The sequence below is a fragment of the Rothia sp. 11254D007BW genome (genome assembly GCF_053548195.1).
Genome location: NZ_JBPWPK010000001.1, coordinates 1,155,828 through 1,174,560 on the forward strand (window position 1 = coordinate 1,155,828; position 18,733 = coordinate 1,174,560).

16 protein-coding genes are annotated in these 18,733 nt (G+C 61.8%); 3 read left to right on the top strand and 13 right to left on the bottom strand.

All coding sequences use genetic code 11. The features are described from left to right. Nucleotides 1-13: 13 nt before the first annotated feature. On the bottom strand, nt 14-2,050 hold the full coding sequence (locus ACEE43_RS05155; RefSeq protein WP_449107824.1) for an ATP-dependent DNA helicase: 2,037 nt from the start codon (nt 2,048-2,050) through the stop codon (nt 14-16). After that, nucleotides 2,047-3,651, bottom strand: a complete 1,605-nt coding sequence (gene hflX, locus ACEE43_RS05160; RefSeq protein ID WP_449107825.1) for a GTPase HflX — start codon at nt 3,649-3,651, stop codon at nt 2,047-2,049. The genes ACEE43_RS05155 and hflX overlap by 4 nt, the downstream gene beginning before the upstream one ends. 87 nt (nt 3,652-3,738) lie before the next feature. Here hflX and ACEE43_RS05165 point away from each other — a divergent pair, with 87 nt between their 5' ends. Further along, nucleotides 3,739-4,344, top strand: a complete 606-nt coding sequence (locus tag ACEE43_RS05165) for a class I SAM-dependent methyltransferase (RefSeq protein WP_449107826.1) — start codon at nt 3,739-3,741, stop codon at nt 4,342-4,344. Here the strand turns inward: ACEE43_RS05165 and ACEE43_RS05170 are convergent. Genes ACEE43_RS05170 through miaB form a run of 4 tightly spaced genes read right to left on the bottom strand, consistent with a single transcriptional unit; the run spans nt 4,321 to nt 8,436 of the window. Further along, nucleotides 4,321-4,962 carry a class I SAM-dependent methyltransferase gene (locus ACEE43_RS05170; RefSeq protein WP_449107827.1) on the bottom strand — a complete coding sequence of 214 codons (642 nt, stop codon included), beginning with the start codon at nt 4,960-4,962 and terminating at the stop codon, nt 4,321-4,323. The two genes, ACEE43_RS05165 and ACEE43_RS05170, sit on opposite strands and share 24 nt — an antisense overlap. Then, on the bottom strand, nt 4,963-5,919 hold the full coding sequence (dapF, locus tag ACEE43_RS05175; protein ID WP_449107828.1) for a diaminopimelate epimerase: 957 nt from the start codon (nt 5,917-5,919) through the stop codon (nt 4,963-4,965). It abuts the gene before it with no gap. A gap of 51 nt (nt 5,920-5,970) precedes the next feature. Then, entirely contained in the window at nt 5,971-6,918 is a 948-nt protein-coding gene (gene miaA, locus ACEE43_RS05180; protein ID WP_449107829.1) for a tRNA (adenosine(37)-N6)-dimethylallyltransferase MiaA, read from the bottom strand. 3 nt (nt 6,919-6,921) lie between these two features. After that, entirely contained in the window at nt 6,922-8,436 is a 1,515-nt protein-coding gene (gene miaB, locus ACEE43_RS05185; RefSeq protein WP_185173265.1) for a tRNA (N6-isopentenyl adenosine(37)-C2)-methylthiotransferase MiaB, read from the bottom strand. A gap of 34 nt (nt 8,437-8,470) precedes the next feature. Between miaB and ACEE43_RS05190 the strand changes: the two genes are divergently transcribed. Both ACEE43_RS05190 and ACEE43_RS05195 read left to right on the top strand, forming a co-directional pair. Further along, entirely contained in the window at nt 8,471-9,541 is a 1,071-nt protein-coding gene (locus ACEE43_RS05190; RefSeq protein WP_449107830.1) for a hypothetical protein, read from the top strand. A gap of 89 nt (nt 9,542-9,630) precedes the next feature. Next, the gene (locus ACEE43_RS05195) at nt 9,631-10,854 is read left to right on the top strand and encodes an aromatic amino acid transport family protein (RefSeq protein ID WP_237236293.1); all 1,224 of its coding nucleotides are present in this window, start codon (nt 9,631-9,633) and stop codon (nt 10,852-10,854) included. 65 nt (nt 10,855-10,919) lie between these two features. Here the strand turns inward: ACEE43_RS05195 and ACEE43_RS05200 are convergent, their stop codons facing one another. From ACEE43_RS05200 to ACEE43_RS05230, 7 genes are all read right to left on the bottom strand, one after another. Further along, the gene (locus ACEE43_RS05200) at nt 10,920-11,921 is read right to left on the bottom strand and encodes a regulatory protein RecX (protein WP_449107831.1); all 1,002 of its coding nucleotides are present in this window, start codon (nt 11,919-11,921) and stop codon (nt 10,920-10,922) included. Nucleotides 11,922-12,016: 95 nt separating this feature from the next. Then, nucleotides 12,017-13,123 (bottom strand): recombinase RecA, encoded by a 1,107-nt coding sequence (recA, locus tag ACEE43_RS05205; RefSeq protein ID WP_449107832.1) that lies wholly within the window; start codon nt 13,121-13,123, stop codon nt 12,017-12,019. Nucleotides 13,124-13,327: 204 nt separating this feature from the next. Beyond that, a complete protein-coding gene (locus tag ACEE43_RS05210; protein ID WP_185173269.1) occupies nt 13,328-13,549 on the bottom strand; it encodes a DUF3046 domain-containing protein in 222 nt (73 codons plus the stop codon). A gap of 102 nt (nt 13,550-13,651) precedes the next feature. Beyond that, nucleotides 13,652-14,101, bottom strand: coding sequence for a helix-turn-helix domain-containing protein (locus ACEE43_RS05215; protein ID WP_237222233.1), 450 nt, complete (start codon nt 14,099-14,101; stop codon nt 13,652-13,654). 204 nt (nt 14,102-14,305) lie between these two features. After that, nucleotides 14,306-14,848 carry a CinA family protein gene (locus tag ACEE43_RS05220; protein ID WP_449107833.1) on the bottom strand — a complete coding sequence of 181 codons (543 nt, stop codon included), beginning with the start codon at nt 14,846-14,848 and terminating at the stop codon, nt 14,306-14,308. A gap of 6 nt (nt 14,849-14,854) precedes the next feature. Then, nucleotides 14,855-15,457: a CDP-diacylglycerol--glycerol-3-phosphate 3-phosphatidyltransferase gene (pgsA, locus tag ACEE43_RS05225; protein ID WP_237186850.1), complete on the bottom strand. Its 603-nt coding sequence runs from the start codon at nt 15,455-15,457 to the stop codon at nt 14,855-14,857. Nucleotides 15,458-15,550: 93 nt separating this feature from the next. Further along, nucleotides 15,551-18,688, bottom strand: coding sequence for a DNA translocase FtsK (locus tag ACEE43_RS05230; protein WP_449107834.1), 3,138 nt, complete (start codon nt 18,686-18,688; stop codon nt 15,551-15,553). Between the last annotated feature and the right edge of the window lie 45 nt (nt 18,689-18,733).

Here is an 18,733-nt window from a genome sequence, read left to right on the forward strand (position 1 = left end):
ACCTAGTCTCTCACTAGTCGATTGACTGTTTGAGGCGCTCGAGCGCTCCCAGTACAACGTCCTTGCGGGTTGTTGTCCAGAAGGGCGGAAGGGACTTCACCAGGTAGGAACCGTAGCGCTGAGTAGCGATGCGGGAGTCAAGGACGGCCACAACTCCCCTGTCACCGACCGATCGCACCAGGCGGCCAGCACCCTGGGCCATGCGCACCGCCGCGTGGTAGGCAGAAACAGCCATAAAGCCATTACCGCCAGCAGCTGCTACCGCCCGGGTGCGAGCCTGCGACAGCGGATCGTCGGGGCGGGGGAAGGGAATGCGGTCCATCATGACCAGGCGGCAGGAGTCGCCAGGAACGTCCACGCCCTGCCAGAGACTCATGGTGCCGAAAAGACAGGAATCGGTGTCCTCGGTGAACTCCTGCACCAGGGCGCGCAGAGACGACTCCCCCTGCAGAAGAATGTTCAGGTCGGTGCGTTCCCGCACGTACTCGGCAGCCAGCTCGGCCCCGCGCTTAGAGGAAAAGAGCCCCAGTGCGCCGCCACCCGAGGCAGTCACGAGCTCAACGATACGGTCCAGCTGCTCTACCGAAACTCCCCTCCCAGGTTTAGGCAGGTCAGAGGCTAGATACAGCACGCCCTGCTTGGGGTAGTTAAAGGGTGAGCCCACGTCGATACCGTCCCAGCGCGGAGCGTCCTTACCCATCAGCCCCAGAGCACCAGCAGCGGCATCAAAACTTTCTCCCACCGTCAGCGTCGCAGATGTCAGCACCACGGTGCGGTTTTCGAAAAGCCCCTCTCGCAGGTAACCGGCAACCGAGATAGGTGCGATGTTCAGGGTGGCGGGGTCATCGTCAGCTGCCGCCACATACCCCCTACCGGGCTCCCAAGAGCCGGTACGAGAAACCCAGATGACCTGATAAAGCGGGTCAGCGGTCAACATCTTCTCGGAGGTTTCGTGTACTTCGGTCAGGGCCGCACGGGCCATCTGACGTCCGGCGTCGCCGTCCTTATCCCCGCCCTTGGTGTCGGTCAGGGCCTGGCGGGCAGCATCGCGCACCCGCTCCATAGCAGCTGCCACCCGGTCGGGTAGTCCCTTGGGCATCATCTCAGCAGGCACCCCGTTGAGTGAGTCATCGAGGGCGAGCGCTGCCTGCTCCAGTGCCTTATGATCAGCATCCGTATGGCGTTTGAGGCTGCGGGCAACCTTGGTAATAGCGGCCGGTGATAGTGCCCCGGTGACGGCACCGGTGACGCGGTCAGCCAGTTCGTGGGCCTCGTCGATGATGGCGATGTCGTGGTCGGGTAGCACCGCAGCGCCCTCAAAGGCGTTGATAGCGAGAAGGGCGTGGTTGGTAATGACGATATCTGATTCAGCTGCTCTGGTTCGGGCCATCTCGCTGAAACATTCTTCGACCAGGGGGCATTTTTTGCCCAGGCATTCTGAGGCTGTGACGGCTACCTGCCGCCATGCCTTATCGCTTACGCCTGGTAGCAGCTCGTCGCGGTCGCCGGTGTCGGTGGTTTGTGCCCATTCGCGAAGGCGCACAACCTCTTCCCCCAGTTTTCCGGCGGGGCCGGTGGCGCCGGTAGTGGCATCTATATCGAAAAGGGCGTCGCCGTCGTCCTCGGGGTAGCCACCTTCCAGCTTGTGCAGGCAGACGTAGTTGTTGCGGCCCTTGAGGATAGCGACGTCGGTTTCGTGCTCGGGTTCATCGCCCAGGGATTCCAGCAGGCGCGGAATATCGCGATTAACAATCTGCGATTGCAGGGCCAGGGTTGCGGTAGCCACCACGATAGGTTTTTCTGCTGTTTGGGCAGCGTGAATGGCGGGCACCAGGTAGCCCAGGGACTTACCGGTGCCGGTGCCAGCCTGCACCAGCAGGTGTTTTTCGGTATCGAGGGCGCGGGCTACGTGGGCTGCCATGGTGCGCTGGCCGTCGCGCTTCTGGCCGCCGGAGCGCTCCACGACGGTGTCGAGGAGCTGTAGGACGGGCTTAGCTCCGGGCAGGGTCTCTAGCTCCTGCCCGGTGGGTGCGGTGACGTGGTCGTTCATGCGCGCTGGGTCTCTACTGCCCCTGATGCGATAGCTTCGTCGATTTCAGGTTGCAGTACCTCAAGGAGGTCTTCTTCGAGTACGTACTCAGCAAGGTCAGAGGCTACCTCTTCGCGGACCAGGGCCTGCACATAGGTGCCGTCAGAGACAAAGGCAGTGCGCAGAATCTCGGCGTCCCACTCGTGCAGACGGGACACCACGCCACCTGCTGAGAAGGGTACCAGTAGGTTGAGCTCAATCGAGGGGCGGGGAATGGTGTCCGCAATCTTCTGCTGTAGTTCCTCGATACCCTCACCGGTGCGGGCGGAGACCACAACGTGGTTGGGTTCCTTCTGCCGCAGACGCTCAATGACGAAGGGGTCGGCCGCATCTGCCTTGTTGAGCACGATGATTTCGGGGATGTTTTGGGCATCGACCTCGGTAATAACCTGGCGGACGGAGTGGATCTGCCCCTCGGGGTCGGGGTGGGAGACGTCCACAACGTGCACGATGACGTCGGCGTCCGATACCTCTTCTAGGGTAGAGCGGAAGGCCTCCACCAGCTGGGTGGGGAGGGCGCGCACAAAGCCGACGGTGTCAGAGAGGGTGTAGCCTACGCCGTCCGGAGTCTGGGCCTTGCGCACGGTGGGGTCGAGGGTCGCAAAGAGGGCGTTCTCGACCAGCACGCCGGCGTCGGTGAGGCGGTTGAGCAGGGAGGACTTACCGGCGTTGGTGTAACCGGCAATAGCTACGGACGGCACCCGGTTACGCTTGCGGTTCAGGCGCTTGGTTTCACGGGCAGGAGCCATGGCCGCAATCTCTCGCTTGAGCTTGGCCATGCGGGCGCGTAGGCGGCGGCGGTCCATTTCAATTTTGGTTTCACCGGGGCCGCGGGAACCAATGCCTTCACCACCGGCGGCACGGCCACCAGCCTGACGGGACAGGGAGGCACCCCAGCCGCGCAGGCGCGGCAGCATGTATTCGAGCTGGGCCAGCTCAACCTGGGCCTTACCTTCACGCGACTTAGCGTGCTGCGCGAAGATATCGAGAATCAGGGTGGTTCGGTCAATGACCTTGACCTTGACGATATCTTCAATGGCTCGGCGCTGGGAGGGGGCTAGCTCGGCGTCCACAATCACGGTATCGGCGCCGGACGCCTCAACGATATCTTTGAGTTCCAGCACCTTGCCGGAGCCCAGGTAGGTACCCGGGTCGGGCTTCAGACGACGCTGCACCAGGCCGTCCAGAACCTCAGAACCGGCGGTCTCAGCCAGAGCCGCCAGCTCACGCAGGGAATTCTCGGCTTCTTCCAGAGTGCCCTCTGACCAGACGCCTGCCAGCACAACGCGTTCTAGGCGCAGCTGGCGGTATTCGACCTCGGTAACGTCGTCAAGCTCGGTTGATAGACCGGCTACACGGCGCAGTGCCCGACGCTCTTCGAGATCTACCTGGTCACCGTCGTATTCGGAATGTTCACGCTGGTTATCTGAGAGTTCGCGGGCCCTCTCATCGAGCACACTACCGTTGCCCTGTGCCCGCCCCAGCACGCGGTCTACTGTATGTCTCAGCTGTTCATCTGAGGGAAGTTTGGGGTCATTGCTGGGGGTTGAAGTCTCGGTCATAGTACCTTTCGAGGTGGGTTGAGGCGTCCTTCTATTCTAGCTTTTCCGGGGCGGTAAGGGCAGGGGCTTAGCGTAGAATGAACGTCTATGAGTAGCGCGCACTATTTTTCTGAAAACCCCACCGGCGATTTTTCGCCCCAGCCTGTGACTGTTGAGCTGGGCGGACGCCGGGTGCAGGTTCTGACCGCTTCCGGCATCTTTAGCCCGGGTGGGGTTGATAAGGGAACCCGTATTCTCCTCGATGAGGCCCCCGCCCCGCAGGGGGCGCGTATGCTCGATATCGGGTGCGGGTGGGGCCCGATTACCCTGACCCTGGCGATGGCAGCGCCCGATGCTGAGGTCTACGGGGTCGAGGTGAACTCCCGTTCTGCCCAGCTCACCGAGATGAACGCTGAGCGCCTGGGTCTCACCAACGTGACGGTAGCTGCCCCCGATGCCCTCGATGAGTCGCTGACCTTCGATACCATCTGGTCCAACCCGCCTATTCGGGTAGGTAAGGACGTGCTACACGGCATCATGCACACCTGGCTCCCCCGCCTGGCTCCCGGCGGCACCGCCTACCTGGTCGTGCAGAAAAACCTGGGCTCAGACTCCCTACAGAAGTGGCTGGCTGAGACTTTCCCCGACCTAGACGTAGCCCGCTACGCTACCTCGAAGGGCTTCCGCATCCTAGAGGTGCACCGCCCGGCGTAGCACCATCGCGGCATCTGGAATGGTTGCGGGCTCACCCTCGGGTGAGGTGATATCCCGAATCCATTCTTCGGCCAGTACGATTTCAATATCATCCCGGCCCTGGGTAAGAGCTCGGGCCTCTTCTGCTGCCTTGACCATGCGGGCCTTGTGTTTACGGGCGTCCTCGGGGTCAGCGAAGGAGGGAGCGCCTGCGTGCGCTACCGATATGAGCTCCCCACCGGGTTTCAGCAGATCCAGGGCCGCTGCAAGCAGGGGCAGGCGGTCAAAGTCAGCGTAAGACTGCAAGAAGCTAGTGACAATCAGGTCAAAACGCTGGTCGGTAGACCAGTCGGTGAGATCAGCGTCGATAAAGCTGGCCTCCAACCCCTCGGCTGCCGCGCGGGCGCGAGCGCGCCCTACCGCGACGTCCGAAATATCGATGCCGGTAGCCTGCCAGCCGCGGGCTGCCAGCCAGAGCACGTCCCCGCCTTCGCCGCAGCCAAGGTCAAGGACGGAGCCGGGAGCGCGGTCTCCAATCAGAGTAACGAGTGAGGCGTTGGGCTTGTCCGACCACATCTGTTCCCGCTCTGAGTAAATCTCGTTCCAGAGTTCCCGAGAATTTTCTAGGTTTTCAGTCATTTAGCCCAGCAGTACCTTACCGGTCATAGCGGCAGGGCCTGCCAGGACGACGTGTTCGAGGTTGTCGGGGCCCAGCACGAAGGTGACGGCGAGGGTTCCACCGGGTACACGGACCAGCCACTCGTCGGGGGCGTCCTCGCCACCCCAGAAGCGGGTAGCGGCAGCGGCGGCGCAAGCGCCGGTACCGCAGGAGAGGGTTTCGCCGACGCCGCGTTCGTGCACGCGCATGCGAATTGAGCCGATGTTTTCGGTGGCGGGGTCGCCGTCCTCTGCTGAGATTTCTTCGGGGACGACGAACTCTACGTTGGTGCCTTCAGGCGGGTTGGGTGAAACCTTGGGGGCCTCGTGCAGGTTCAGCCCATCAAGCTTGCCGTCGGTACCCAGCATGACGACGGTGTGGGGGTTGCCCATGGTGATGGAAAGAGCGCCGCGCGGGGTGCGCAAGCCCTTGGCGGTAACCTGGGCGTCGGTGCCGTTGTCGCGGGCCATATCGCCGTTGATGAAGCCCCAGGGTCCCATGTCGATGGCGTAGCCGTCCTCAGTGCGCCCTACAGCCTTAATACCGGCGCGGGTGGCAATCAGCAGGCGTCCGCCCTCTTCAAGCTCAACCAGTTTTTCGGCCAGCAGGTAGTCAACGAAGGCGCGCACGCCGTTGCCGCACATCTCGGCAATGGAGCCGTCTCCATTGCGGTAGTCCATGAACCAGATAGCTTCGGGGGCCTCTTCTAGCAGGTGGGAGGCAAAGTCCAGGTGTTCGGTCTTGACCGCGCGAATAAAGCCGTCGGCCCCGATGCCGAAGTGGCGGTCGGTCACCTTGGCGATCAGCTCAGCTGGCAGGTCTAGCTTAGCTTCGGGATCGGTCACAAAGATAAAGTCGTTACCGGTTGCCTGGCCCTTGGTCAGGGTCTTGCCGGTCAAATCGCCCCAGACGGGGGTTTCTACGGTGTGGGTTGCCACGGGTTTTGCCTTTCCGTTGTGGGGCGCTTTTCTTACTTAGTCTAGTGGCTGTTAGTCGGTGATAAGAGCCAGGGCTTCATCCAGCAGAGTGGGGCTAGACCAGTCCAGCCAGTGCACCCGGTGGTCTGCCCTGAACCAGGTAAGCTGACGGCGGGCGAACTGGCGGGTGGCGGTGACGGTATCTTCAACTGCCTGGGCGACAGAATATTCCTCACCGGCAGGCAGCAAGCCGCGGGAGGCGTCCAGAACCTTGAGAAATTCCCGGTAGCCGATGGCGGCCGGGGCCGTTTTGCCCCGGCGCAGTCCCCTGGCTTCGAGGGCTTCTACCTCGGCCAGCAGCCCGGCTTCTTCCATGGCAACGACCCTCTGGTGCAGCCGCTGGTGCAGCCGGGCACGGTCACCGTTGAGACCAATTTGCAGGGCAGGCTGGTGGTAGGTGCGGGTGGGCATGAAGGACGAGAAGGGGCGACCGGTCACCTCAAAGACCTCCAGAGCGCGCACCAGGCGGCGGTCGTCCTTCACCCGCTCAGCTGATTCGGGGTCAACCGCGCGCAGGCGCTGAAGCAGGGGGCCGGGGCCGGACGCCGCTAGCTCAGCTTCCAGCCGAGCCCGCACCGCCGGGTCGGTTTCGGGAAATTCCAGAACGTCCAGGGCCGCACGCACATACAGACCGGATCCACCGACCAGAATCGGGTAGTTCCCGCGAGCGCGGATCTCGTCAAAGATAGCTCTAGCCTGAGCCTGGAAGGTAGCGACCGAGGCTTCCTCCGTGACATCGAGGGTGTCAAGCAGGTGGTGGGGAACCCCCCGCATTTCTTCGGCAGTGACCTTGGCGGTGCCGATATCCATACCCCGGTAGAACTGCATGGAATCGGCGTTGACGCACTCCCCTCCCAAAGCCCGTGCCAGCTCGATAGCGAGGGCGCTTTTACCTGAGCCGGTGGGGCCCACCACGGCGATGATGGGCAGGGAGCTGCTGGCGGCGTCCTTCTCTGTCATGGGTTAGAGGGCGGGCTTGAAGGTGGGGAAGCCCAGGGAAACCGGGGTGCCGGGAACCTGGGTGGTACCGGTACCGCAGGAGTCGGCCTGGGCACGGTCCCAGGCGTCACCGGCGCGGGAGCGGCGTACCGAGTACTGGTCAGCGGTGGGGTCAGAAATCAGGTGGAAGGAACCAGCCTCGGTGATGGGCAGGGTGACCAGGTCGCCGGGGCGGGGCACCTCGCAGCCTTCGGGCACAGTAAAGTGCACCAGGCGCTGGTCGCGGGCCCGGCCCGACAGGCGGCCGGTCTCCTCGGCCTTGCGGCCAGATTCTGCGGTCACCATCAGCTCAACGGTCTTACCCAGCTGCTTACGGTTTTCTTCACCGGCAATGCGGTCCTGTAGGGCGATCAGGCGCTCGTAGCGCTCCTGCACCACAGCCTTGGGCACCTGGTTGGGCATGGTCGCTGCCGGAGTACCGGGGCGAATCGAGTACTGGAAGGTAAAAGCGGACGAGAAACGCGACTCTTCGACCACGCGCAGGGTCTCCTGGAAGTCCTCTTCGGTTTCGCCGGGGAAGCCGACGATAATGTCGGTGGTGATGACGGCATCGGGGATGCGCTCGCGCACCTTCTCCAGAATGCCCAGGAACTTCTTGGAGCGGTAGGAGCGCTTCATATCTTTGAGCACCTTGTCAGAGCCGGACTGCAGGGGCATGTGAAGCACGGGCATGACATTGGGCGTCTCGGCCATGGCGTCAATGACGTCGTCGGTGAACATGGCCGGGTGGGGGGAGGTAAAACGGACGCGCTCCAGACCCTCGATCTCGCCGCAGGCTCGCAGCAGCTTCGAAAATGCCTGGCGGTCGCCAAAACCCACACCGTAGGAGTTGACGTTCTGGCCCAGCAGGGTCACTTCGATAGCGCCGTCGTCAACCAGGGCCTGCACTTCTGCCAGGATTTCGCCGGGGCGGCGGTCTTCTTCCTTACCGCGCAGAGAGGGCACGATGCAGAAGGTGCAGGTGTTGTTGCAGCCCACCGAGATAGAGACCCAGCCGGAGTACACGTGGTCGCGTTTGGTCGGCAGGGTGGAGGGGAAAACCTCCAGGGCCTCCAGCAGCTCAGCCTGAGCCTCGTTGTTATGACGGGCGCGCTCAAGCAGGGTGGGCAGGGAGCCGATGTTGTGGGTACCGAACACCACGTCGACCCAGGGGGCCTTCTTCAGAATGACGTCCTGGTCTTTCTGCGCCAGGCAGCCACCTACGGCAATCTGCATGCCCTCGTTCTCACGCTTGACCGGGGCGAGCTGACCCAGGTTACCGTAGAGCTTGTTATCGGCGTTTTCGCGCACGGCACAGGTGTTGAAAACGACCAGGTCGGGGGTGGTTCCCTCTTCTGCGGGCACGTAGCCTGATGCTTCGAGCAGGCCGCTCATGCGCTCTGAATCGTGTACGTTCATCTGGCAGCCGAAGGTACGCACCTCGTAGGTGCGGGTCTTGGGTGCTGCCACGGGCTTGTCGGTGTTCACGTCAATACTCACCCGTACAGTCTACTAGGTTGCTATTCTGGGCTCTATGCCGGTTCGCCCTTCTCCCTCATTCTTTGCATCACGTGCCGCCCAGGCTGCGAGTGCCTACTCCCCTAGCGCGGTGGAGCAGCCCGTCGATTCCCCCGCTTTTTTGCGTCTGCTGGCCGGGCTTTTAGAGCGGTCTGTGGAACTGACCGGCGTTCAGGTTACTGATGCCGAGGTTCTGTCGAGCGGGATGCGGTCGGTGGTGGTTCGGGTGCGGGGTCATCGCGGGGCGAGCTGTGTGCTCAAGTATTTTCGCCGCAAGGACTCAGCCCGCAACTCTGGCGGTTTTGGCTACCTGCGCGAAAAACACGGCCTTGCTGCCCTGGAGCAGGTCGCACCGGGGCTTTACCCCCGCCTATTGGCTGCCGACGACGATGCCCGTCTGCTGATTCTTGAGGACGTCACCTGCGGCGCCTCATCCGCTATCAGCTTGGGTGAGCTTCTGCTGTCGTCCGGGGCGGACGCCGCACCCCCGCAGGCCCTGGACGCTTGGGTAGATACCTGGGCTAGCATTCTGGGCTCTCCCGCCCAGGCTGCCGCCCAGGCATCTTTTGCCGCTGAGCTTGCGAGCGCTGACACGCGGGCGTCCGCACCAGGGTCCCTGCCCTCACCCCAGCTTGCCTTCAAGGGCCTGCACCTGTTGGTCGAGAGGGAAGGTGTGCCCGTGGGGTCGGTTGAGTTCACGCAGATGGAGCAGGCCGTGGAGGGCATTATCTACCCGGCGCCGAGTGAGAGGGTGCTGTCGTCCGGCGATTTTTCTCCGGCCAATCTGCTGCAGCAGGCGGCCCCTGGGTCGGGGGTTCGCGGTATCGACGCTGAGGGCACCTGCTGGCACCACTGGGCGTTACCGGTGGCTGAGCTCCTGCTGGGCTTCCCGTCCTGGCCTGAGGGGCCACTACCGCAAGCAGTATTAAGCAGCCTGACCTGGCACACAAAAACCCAAGAATTCTACGAGCGAGTCTCACCCCAGCCCCAGGCAGCTTTTGATCACGATCAGCACGTGGCTTCGGCGGTTCTCACCCTCCAAGCAATCTTAACGGAACAAACTGTCGGGCATAAGCAGTCACAATAGCTCTTATTTTGCCCCGCCGGGAGTACTATCTACTTCAGTACCTCACACTGTACGCACCCTTCTTATGTTCCCCTACCCTAAGGATTTCCATGTCCTCGTCCGCTCCGTCAGGGTCAGTCGCTTATCAGCGCCCTGCCCCAACCCTCAGTGTCCTCCAAGGCATCGCCCTCATCTTCGGCACCAATATTGGCGCGGGCATCCTCAGCCTGCCCTACGCCGCCCGCAACGGTGGTTTCCTGGCGCTCGCCATTGCCCTCACCATTGCTGGTTTGCTGACTACCTTCTCTATGATGTACATCGCCGAGGTTTCTCAGCGCACCAAAGAACCACTACAGCTCTCAGGCCTAGCAGAAAAGTACCTGGGTCAGGCCGGCCGCTGGGTCATCTTCGCTGCTATCATGGTCAACTCCATCGGTGCACTCATAGCCTACGCCGCAGGCTCAGGCTCTCTGCTCAACAATCTCACCGGTTTACCACAGCTCGCTGGAACCCTACTTTTCTTCGCGCTTGGCTCCTTCATCATGTTTAAGGGTCTACACGCCACCGGTCTTGTCGAAGGGCTCATTACCACGGGCATGGCAGCGATCATTCTTGCCCTCTCACTCTGGACTATTCTTGGCCCCGGCATTACTCTCTCCAACCTGGTAGAGTTGCACCCCTTCTTCATCGTGCCAATTATGAACCTAGCGGTCTTCACCTTTATGGCTCAGTACGTTGTCCCTGAGCTGGTACGCGGACTTGGCGACGCCAACCCCAAGGCTATCCCCACCGCTCTCGTTGGCGGCATGTCAGCCACCGGTTTCACCCTCGCTCTGGTTCCCTTTGTCGCGCTGGGCCTGCTCGGTGATAACGTCTCTGAGGTTGTCACGCTCTCCTGGGGTGAAGCCCTGGGCCCTCTTGCCTACTACCTGGCTAACATCTTTGCCCTGCTGGCAATGTTTACCTCTTTTGTAGCTATCGGCTACACCGCTATGCGTAATATCCTCGATATCACTCGCTGGGAAGAACACGGACCGCTTCGTATCGCCGCTGTTGGCCTGACCGTTTTACCCCCGCTGGCTATCTCTATTGCCGGTCTAGGCGGTTTCGTTTCTGCCCTGTCATACGCCGGCGGCTTTGCCGGTGCTGCTATGTCTATCCTCCCGGTGCTCATGCTTCGAGCCGCCCGTAAAAAGGGCGAGCTAGAACCTGTCTGGACAGTGACCTGGCAAGCTCACCCCATTGCCCAGGGGATTCTCATTGTGACCTATACGGTTGCCTTTATCTACTCGGTTGCCGCTATTTTTGGTCTACTGCCCAACGGCTGGTCGTAAACCTGCCGCAGGCCATATCAGACTGGGGCGCACGGTACATACCTCTGTACCGTACGCCCCTGTTTTTAGTCATAGTAGGAATAGCTATCCTGTGCGGTCATGCCCATCTCTTGAGCGTAACTCTCGACCTCTTCGCGCACCACGCTAAAAGCTAGGCCCGCCGGGTAGCCCTTGCGACCCAGCATAGCCACCAGGCGGCGCATGACCTTCTCTTTCTCAGCCCTGTCCCCCAGGTCCATTGAGGGACGCAGTTTTTTGCGCACCAGCTCGTGGGCGTCGGCGCGCTCATCCTCCTCGGTGCGCTGCTCCAGAGCTATTTCGGCAAGCTCACCCTCAACCCCCTTGGTTTTCAGCTCCCGCCGGATAGCCGACCGCGACAGCTTCTTCACGTTCATTCGAGTACGCACATACATATCGGCAAACTCAGCGTCGTTAATCAGGTTGACCGCCTCAAAACGGTTCAGGATATCCTCAATAACCTCGGCCGAGATTTCTTTCTCAACCAGCTTTTTCTCCAGCATGGCCCGGGACTTAGGTGACGCAGCAAGCTGATTCAGCACAATATTTTTAGCCCGCGTAAATTCACTCTCCGGCTCCTTACCGCCGCGGCCTCTCTTCTCGGGCATGGGAGTGACCCCCTGTACCAGCATCTCTTCGTCGGTGACCGGCTCGTTCAGGGCTGAGCCTTCACGGAAGAGGGGCTGCGAGCGCTTGCGCTGGGGAGTTTCGTTCTCTGGGGCGGACGCCGCCCCGATAGCGGGTGCGAAGGGCGAGCGGGCAGCGTATTTGGCGGGCGGCTTGCGGAACCCTTTTTTGAGGTTGGGGTTACGACGGCGGGTGTATTTGCCCTGACGGGCTGGTTCCGCAGCCTCGGCGACTTCCCCACCGTCACGGTTACTACCCGCTGCGGCTGATGCTTTGCCGGTATAGGGGGTAGCGGTTTGCGTGCTGGCGTAGGCGCCAGACTCCCCCGGCAGGTCCTGGGTCAGACCCTGTGCCGCCGGGTGCCAGGCCGGGTACTCCTCAGGGGCAAGGAAATCTTCGGCTCGTGGGTTTTCTGCGCTCATATTCCCCTCCTACTACCTACATCGTGTCATGTCGAAAGCCGCCACTACCGGGGGCTTTTCCCGGTAGTGGCGGCTACTAGCTCGCTGTTATGAGTTTAGAAGTTCTCAGAGATATCATCGAGCGGGTCAACAGAGGTGCTGGGCTCTATCTCGTCCAGCTCTTCCTCTTCACCCTCAATGATGCCGAGCTTGACCATAGTCTTGTACTTGATCTCTTCGGTCAGTTCGGGGTTGTCCTTGAGGAAACGGCGCACGTTTTCCTTACCCTGGCCTAGCTGATCGCCCTCGTAGGTGAACCAGGCGCCGGACTTCTTGACCACGTTGTGTTCAACAGCCAGGTCAAGAATGCCACCTTCAACGGAGATACCCTCACCGTAGAGAATATCGAATTCAGCCTGCTTGAAGGGCGGGGCCATCTTGTTCTTGACGACCTTAGCGCGGGTACGGTTACCGATGGGGTTAGCGCCGTCCTTGAGGGTCTCAATACGGCGAATATCGATACGTACCGAGGCGTAGAACTTCAGAGCCTTACCACCGGTGGTGGTTTCGGGTGAGCCGAAGAAAACACCGATCTTTTCGCGCAGCTGGTTGATGAAGATAGCGGTGGTGTTGGTTGCTGACAGGCGACCGGTAATCTTACGCAGGGCCTGGGACATCAGACGGGCCTGCAGACCCACGTGGGAGTCACCCATCTCGCCCTCAATTTCGGCGCGGGGCACCAGAGCGGCAACGGAGTCAACCACGATAATGTCGATGGAGCCAGAGCCCACCAGCATATCCATGATTTCGAGGGCCTGTTCACCGGTATCGGGCTGGGAGACCAGCAGGGCGTCGGTGTCTACACCCAGCTTGGCTGCGTAGACCGGGTCAAGAGCGTGTTCAGCATCGATAAAGGCTGCGATACCGCCAGCCTTCTGCACGTTAGCCACAGCGTGGAGGGCAACGGTGGTCTTACCAGAAGATTCAGGGCCGTAGATTTCTACCACGCGACCGCGGGGCAGGCCGCCAATGCCAAGGGCGGCATCCAGGGCCAGAGCGCCGGTTGAAATAGTTTCGACCTTGCTGGCCTCGCGGTCTCCCAGGCGCATGACGGAGCCCTTGCCGTAGTTCTTATCAATCTGGGCAAGGACGGCCTCAAGCGCCTTTTCGCGCCCTTCGGCGGGCACCTGACCTACTGACTGCATGCGAGTTTTCGCTGCCATGTATGTTCCTCATTTCTTATCGCGGTACGAGAGTTCTTCTCTGGCTACCACGGTAATACCTAGGGCTGACACTTTAAGGGTTCAGCGCGAAGATTTTGAAAATCTGTGGATAACCCGGTTATGTGTCGCGGGCTGCCGGTCGTTTGTCCACAATCCTACAGGAATTCGAACACATTTTCTATTAAGTACGAACGATTTTCTAGCCTAGGGCCGCGGTTCAATATCGGGCCCCAGCTGCCGTTCTACAGGAACGTCCTGCACCCGGCAGATAGCCAGCCATACCTCGCGCACGTTGGCACCGGCGTCCAGAGCCTGCTGGGCCGTCAAATCACCGAAGTCCCCAGGCACCAGATCACGGGCTAGATGGCGGGCATAGACCGGACCAAACTCATGATCCATCGCCGCCCAAAATTCACTGAGCTTCATCTTCTTCCTCCCTCCACAGTACACAGACACCACAGAACACGAAGAGAGCCGAGCCCTTGCGGGGCCCGGCTCCATCTCTTAGTTACCTAAAGAGCGAATCGTCTAGCGAGTTGCCAGGGGGCGCTCGACGGCGGGAATATCGCGGCTTGAGGTTGCGGCGATACCGTATTCGCGCTTGAACTGTTCTGAGAACTCAGCGGGTACGGTATCAGGTACCGAGAATCCTTCTTCAACAGCCATGCGGGCTGAGACTTCGGCCAGCATAGCTGAGAGGGAGATGTTCAGTGCCTGACAGATGGAAGCCAGCAGCTCTGATGAGGCTTCCTTCTGGCCGCGCTCGACCTCGCTGAGGTAGCCCAGTGACACTCGGGCTGAGTGGGAAACTTCGCGGAGGGTGCGGCCCTGGCGCTGGCGAACATCGCGCAGAACTTCGCCGATAGCGTGGCGGAGCAGGATTACTTTACCGGTGTCTTGGGCGGGGGCAGCGTTCTCAGTCTGACCCACATCCTTCCAACGGACGACACCGTTCACGGATACGGGCTGCTTAGTCATTTTTATACCAATCTCCTGGTTGTCATGCTCCCGTTATATCAGGAGCGGGTGTTATCAGCCTAGCGCATGTTCGCGCTTTCGTCAGCTGACCTCAAGAATATTTCGTTTACTTACGACTTTTTCTTGTTACATCTATCTAAACCTACGCGGCTGTGCTTTCATTCCCCGTTAGCTGAAAAATTCATCTGAAAATTTTCTGGGAGCTTACTTAGCGGTGTCAGCAAGAAACTCTGCAAGCAGGTTCAAGGCATCGTGGGCGGCTTGGGCGCGAATTTCTGCCCGGTTGCCCGCATAGTTTTTTTCAAGCACGCGGACGCCCCCGCTGGCCGGGTGCGCTACGGCCAGGTAGACGCGCCCTACCGGTTTGCCATCGCAGGGCTCCGGCCCGGCAGCCCCGGTGGTGGCTACGCCGAAATCAGCTTCGCAGACCCGGGCGGCTCCCTGAGCCATGGCGATTGCGACGTCCGGATCTACCGCTCCCCGCTCAGCCAGCAAACCGGCAGGTACCCCCAGCACTGAGGCTTTGACCTCGGTAGCGTAGGAGATAACGCCACCCCGGTACACCGCAGATGCCCCGGGAACGGTGCAGATGAGCTGGCCCACCATACCCCCGGTCAGGGACTCTGCCGTTGCCAGCTGAGCACCGGCGTCCGCCCCCTTCTGCGCCGCATCGGCTGAGCGAGCTACCGCAGCGGCAACCAGGCGGGCAGCTGCGCGCTCAAGGTCCTGGGCACTTGTCTCTACCATGCCGGGCTACTTCCCCTGAGCCGCGAAGTAGTCGCGGCGCAGCTGCATGGCCTTGATGACGTAGTCGATACCGGTCACCACGGTCACAACCACCACAGCGGCCATCACCAGGTAGCCGGGCCACAGAGCCCAGGAGCCCAGCTGCCCCAGCGGGAGAATCATCAGCACCAGGGCCACCGTCTGCAGCACGGTCTTGAGCTTACCGCCCTTAGAGGCCGCCATGACCCCGTACTTGATGATGAACAGGCGCATCACCGTGATACCCCACTCGCGCACCAGAATGACGATGGTGACCCACCACCACAGCTCCCCCAGCATGGACAGCACCACGAAGGCAGCCCCGGTGAGTAGCTTATCGGCGATGGGGTCAGCGATCTTGCCGAAGCTGGTAATCAGGTTGTTTTTGCGGGCCAGGTAGCCATCGAGCCAGTCGGTAATCATGGCCAGCACAAACACGGCGGCTGCCCACCAGCGCAGGCTCAGGTTGGCCTCGCCGTGGGGTCCGCCGGCCCAGAGGGCCCAGACGAACAGGGGAACCATCACAATACGCAGGGCGGTCAGCGCATTCGGGATGTTCCAGTTAGAAGCGGTTGCGGTCTGGTCGGCCATGGTCTTCTCCTTGGGGTGGCGTTGCCCCGCTGATGTGTGCGGGGCGGACGCGGTCGGTTGGGTCTGGCGGCGGGCGGTAGTTGGCGGGCAGGGCTAGCGGCCGGTCAGGTTCCAGGCGTCTTCGCTGTCGGGGTCATCCGCCTCGTCGTAGTAGTCAACGGCCTGCGGCACCCCGTCGTTCATGTGGGCTACGGGATCCCCTCCGTAGGGGTCGCTGTCTACAGGGGCCGGGGGCTCTTCACCCCGAATCTTAGCGAGGACGGCGGGCAGGTCATCGGGCTGGACCAGCACGTCGCGGGCCTTCGAGCCCTCGGAGGGGCCAACAACTTCACGGGATTCGAGCAGGTCCATCAGGCGCCCTGCCTTAGCAAAGCCCACGCGCAGCTTGCGCTGCAGCATGGAGGTCGAACCGAACTGGGTGTTGACCACCAGTTCAGCTGCCCGCAGCAGGTCATCCAGGTCGTCCCCGATGTCGTCGTCAATCTTCTTGGAGGGGGCAGCGGCGATCACGTCGTCGCGGTAGACCGCGGGGGCCTGCTTCTTCACGTGCTCCACGACCTCGTGAATCTCAGATTCGCCCACCCAGGCGCCCTGCACACGCATGGGCTTCGACGCGCCCATGGGCAGGAAGAGGGCATCACCCTGGCCGATCAGTTTCTCGGCGCCGGGCTGATCGAGCACCACGCGTGAGTCGGTCACTGACGAGGTCGCAAAGGCCATGCGGGAGGGTACGTTGGCCTTAATCAGGCCGGTGACCACGTCAACGGACGGACGCTGGGTCGCCAGCACCAGGTGAATACCGGCGGCGCGGGCCAGCTGAGTGATACGGACGATGGACTCTTCCACATCGCGCGGGGCAACCATCATCAGGTCGGCAAGCTCGTCCACGATCACCAGCAGGTAGGGGTAGGCCTTAATCTGGCGCTTGGAACCGGGCTCCGGCTGAATCTTGCCAGCCTTGACGGCCTTGTTGAAGTCGTCCACGTGCTTGTAGCCGTAGTGGGCAAGGTCGTCGTAGCGGGCGTCCATCTCTCGCACAACCCACTGCAGGGCCTCGGCGGCCTTCTTGGGGTTGGTGATGATGGGGGTAATCAGGTGGGGAATCCCCTCGTAGGCAGTGAGCTCCACTCGCTTGGGGTCAACCATAATCAGGCGCACCTGATCGGGGGTTGAGCGCATCAGGATCGAGGTAATCATGGAGTTCACGAACGAGGATTTACCGGCACCGGTAGCACCTGCCACCAGCATGTGGGGCATCTTCGCCAGGTTAGCGATGACGAAGCCGCCCTCGACGTCCTTACCCACGCCCATGACCATGGGGTGGTCGGTAGCGTGGGCCTTGGCGGAGCGCAGCACATCGCCCAGCACCACGATTTCGCGGTCGGTGTTGGGAATTTCGATACCGATAGCGCTCTTACCCGGGATGGGCGAGAGGATGCGCACGTCGGCAGATGCCACGGCGTAGGCAATGTTCTTGGACAGGGCGGTGACGCGCTCCACCTTGGTGCCGGGGCCCAGCTCAATCTCGTAGCGGGTGACGGTGGGGCCGCGGGAGAAGCCGGTGACTTCGGCGTCCACGTTGAACTGCTGGAGCACGTTGGTCAGGGCATCGACCACCTGTTCGTTGGCTTCGGAGCTTTCCTTGGCGGGCGGGCCGGCCTCGAGCATGGACTCGGTGGGCAGGGCGTAGGAGCCGGTCGACGACTCCACGACCAGCTCGCCACGCGGCTGCTCGGTTCGCTCTGCCACGGTGTTGTTTTGCAGGCGGGCGGACGCGCTCCCCTTGCCGGGGCGGGGCACAGCAGGGGCTGATGCGGTGGCGGGTGCTGATGCAGAAGCAGCAGCCGGTCGGCTAACAGGCTGAGGCGCAGCAGTCTCGGGCTCAAAGTCGTCACGGTCTGCTTCTACCGGTTCAGGGCTATAGCCGTGATCCGCGGCAGCCTGGCGGGCCTGGTCGAGGCGCTGGGCGGGGGCGTCCGAACGCTCCTGCTCGGCGTAGCTGGCCGCGAGCTCGTCCTCGCTCTCCCATAGCCCCTGGTCAAAGAGCTCGCCCTGTTTCTTGGCGGCCTTAGCCGCTGCTTTCTTCTCTTTACGGGTCTGCTTGCGGGGGGCCTCAACGTCAAAGGCTTCTACGGGGCGGGCCGCGTTCTGGGCAGCGCGGCGGGGGGCAACAGGAACCTGCTCAACGCGGGCGGTTTCAGGTTCGGCATCGTAGCCGCCCTCGATAATAGCGGTCTGGTAGGCCTCATCTGCCTCGTAGCGGTCAAGCCTCCGGTCCTTCTCTTCACGGGAGCCAAAGCCCAGCCAGCTCAGCAGGCCACCGCGGCGGCGGGGAGCCGGGGCGGGGGCGTCCTCATAGAGATAGGAGCGGTCGTGCTCGCCATCCAGCACGCGGGTTTCGGTATCGTCCTGGGTACGGGAAGCACGGGAAGGACGCCCGGCGTCGGCAACAGAGCCGTGGGGCTTTTCGCCCAGGAGCAGGCCGAAAATATGCACGACCTTGGGCCAGATTTGGCGCAGGGGCGTATCGGTTGCCACCAGCAAACCGGCCAGGAAGACCAGGGCAATCACAAGCCATTCGAGCACATTCACGCCGCCCACGATACGGCTTGCAGGGGTACCGATTAGGACGCCCACGGTACCGCCGCCGCCCCAGAACTCATCAAAGCTCGATGAGAAGGAGGGGTAGCCGGCGACCTTGGCACCCATCATGGAAGCCGAAACCGTCATGATGGTAAAACCGATGGCGATGCGGTTATTGGTGCGTACCTCCAGCGGGTGGCGGAAGATTCTGATAGCGAAAATCAGGCAGAGAATGGGAATCAGCAGGGAGCCCTGACCGAAGAGGCCGCCCACGGCGATATGCCACAGGTGCAGGGGCCACTCGTACCAGGCTAGGTTAGCGGGGTCAGCTCGCCAGCCCCACCATTCCACGCCCGCGGTGAGCAGGCCAATAGCCAGCACCAGCAGGGCCCCGCCGTCACGGCGTTCGTGCAGTTCGATATCGGTGCGGAGCTCGCCCATTCGGCGTACGGCACCGCCCACGGTAAAGGCTAGAGGCTGCCAGGCTCCCACCAGGGCGCGTACAAAGGCGTTGCTCTCCTGAGGGGGTGCTGACGTGGTCTTGCGGCTTCGACCTTGAGCGGAGGTTGAGCGACGTGAGGACGTCTTGGAGCGGCTCCCCGTAGAGCGGGGAGCTGATTTACTCGATGCAGACTTTCGCGGAGCCATTCTTCCCAATACTGGTTGACGTTGGTATGCGTTTAAATAGCTTAC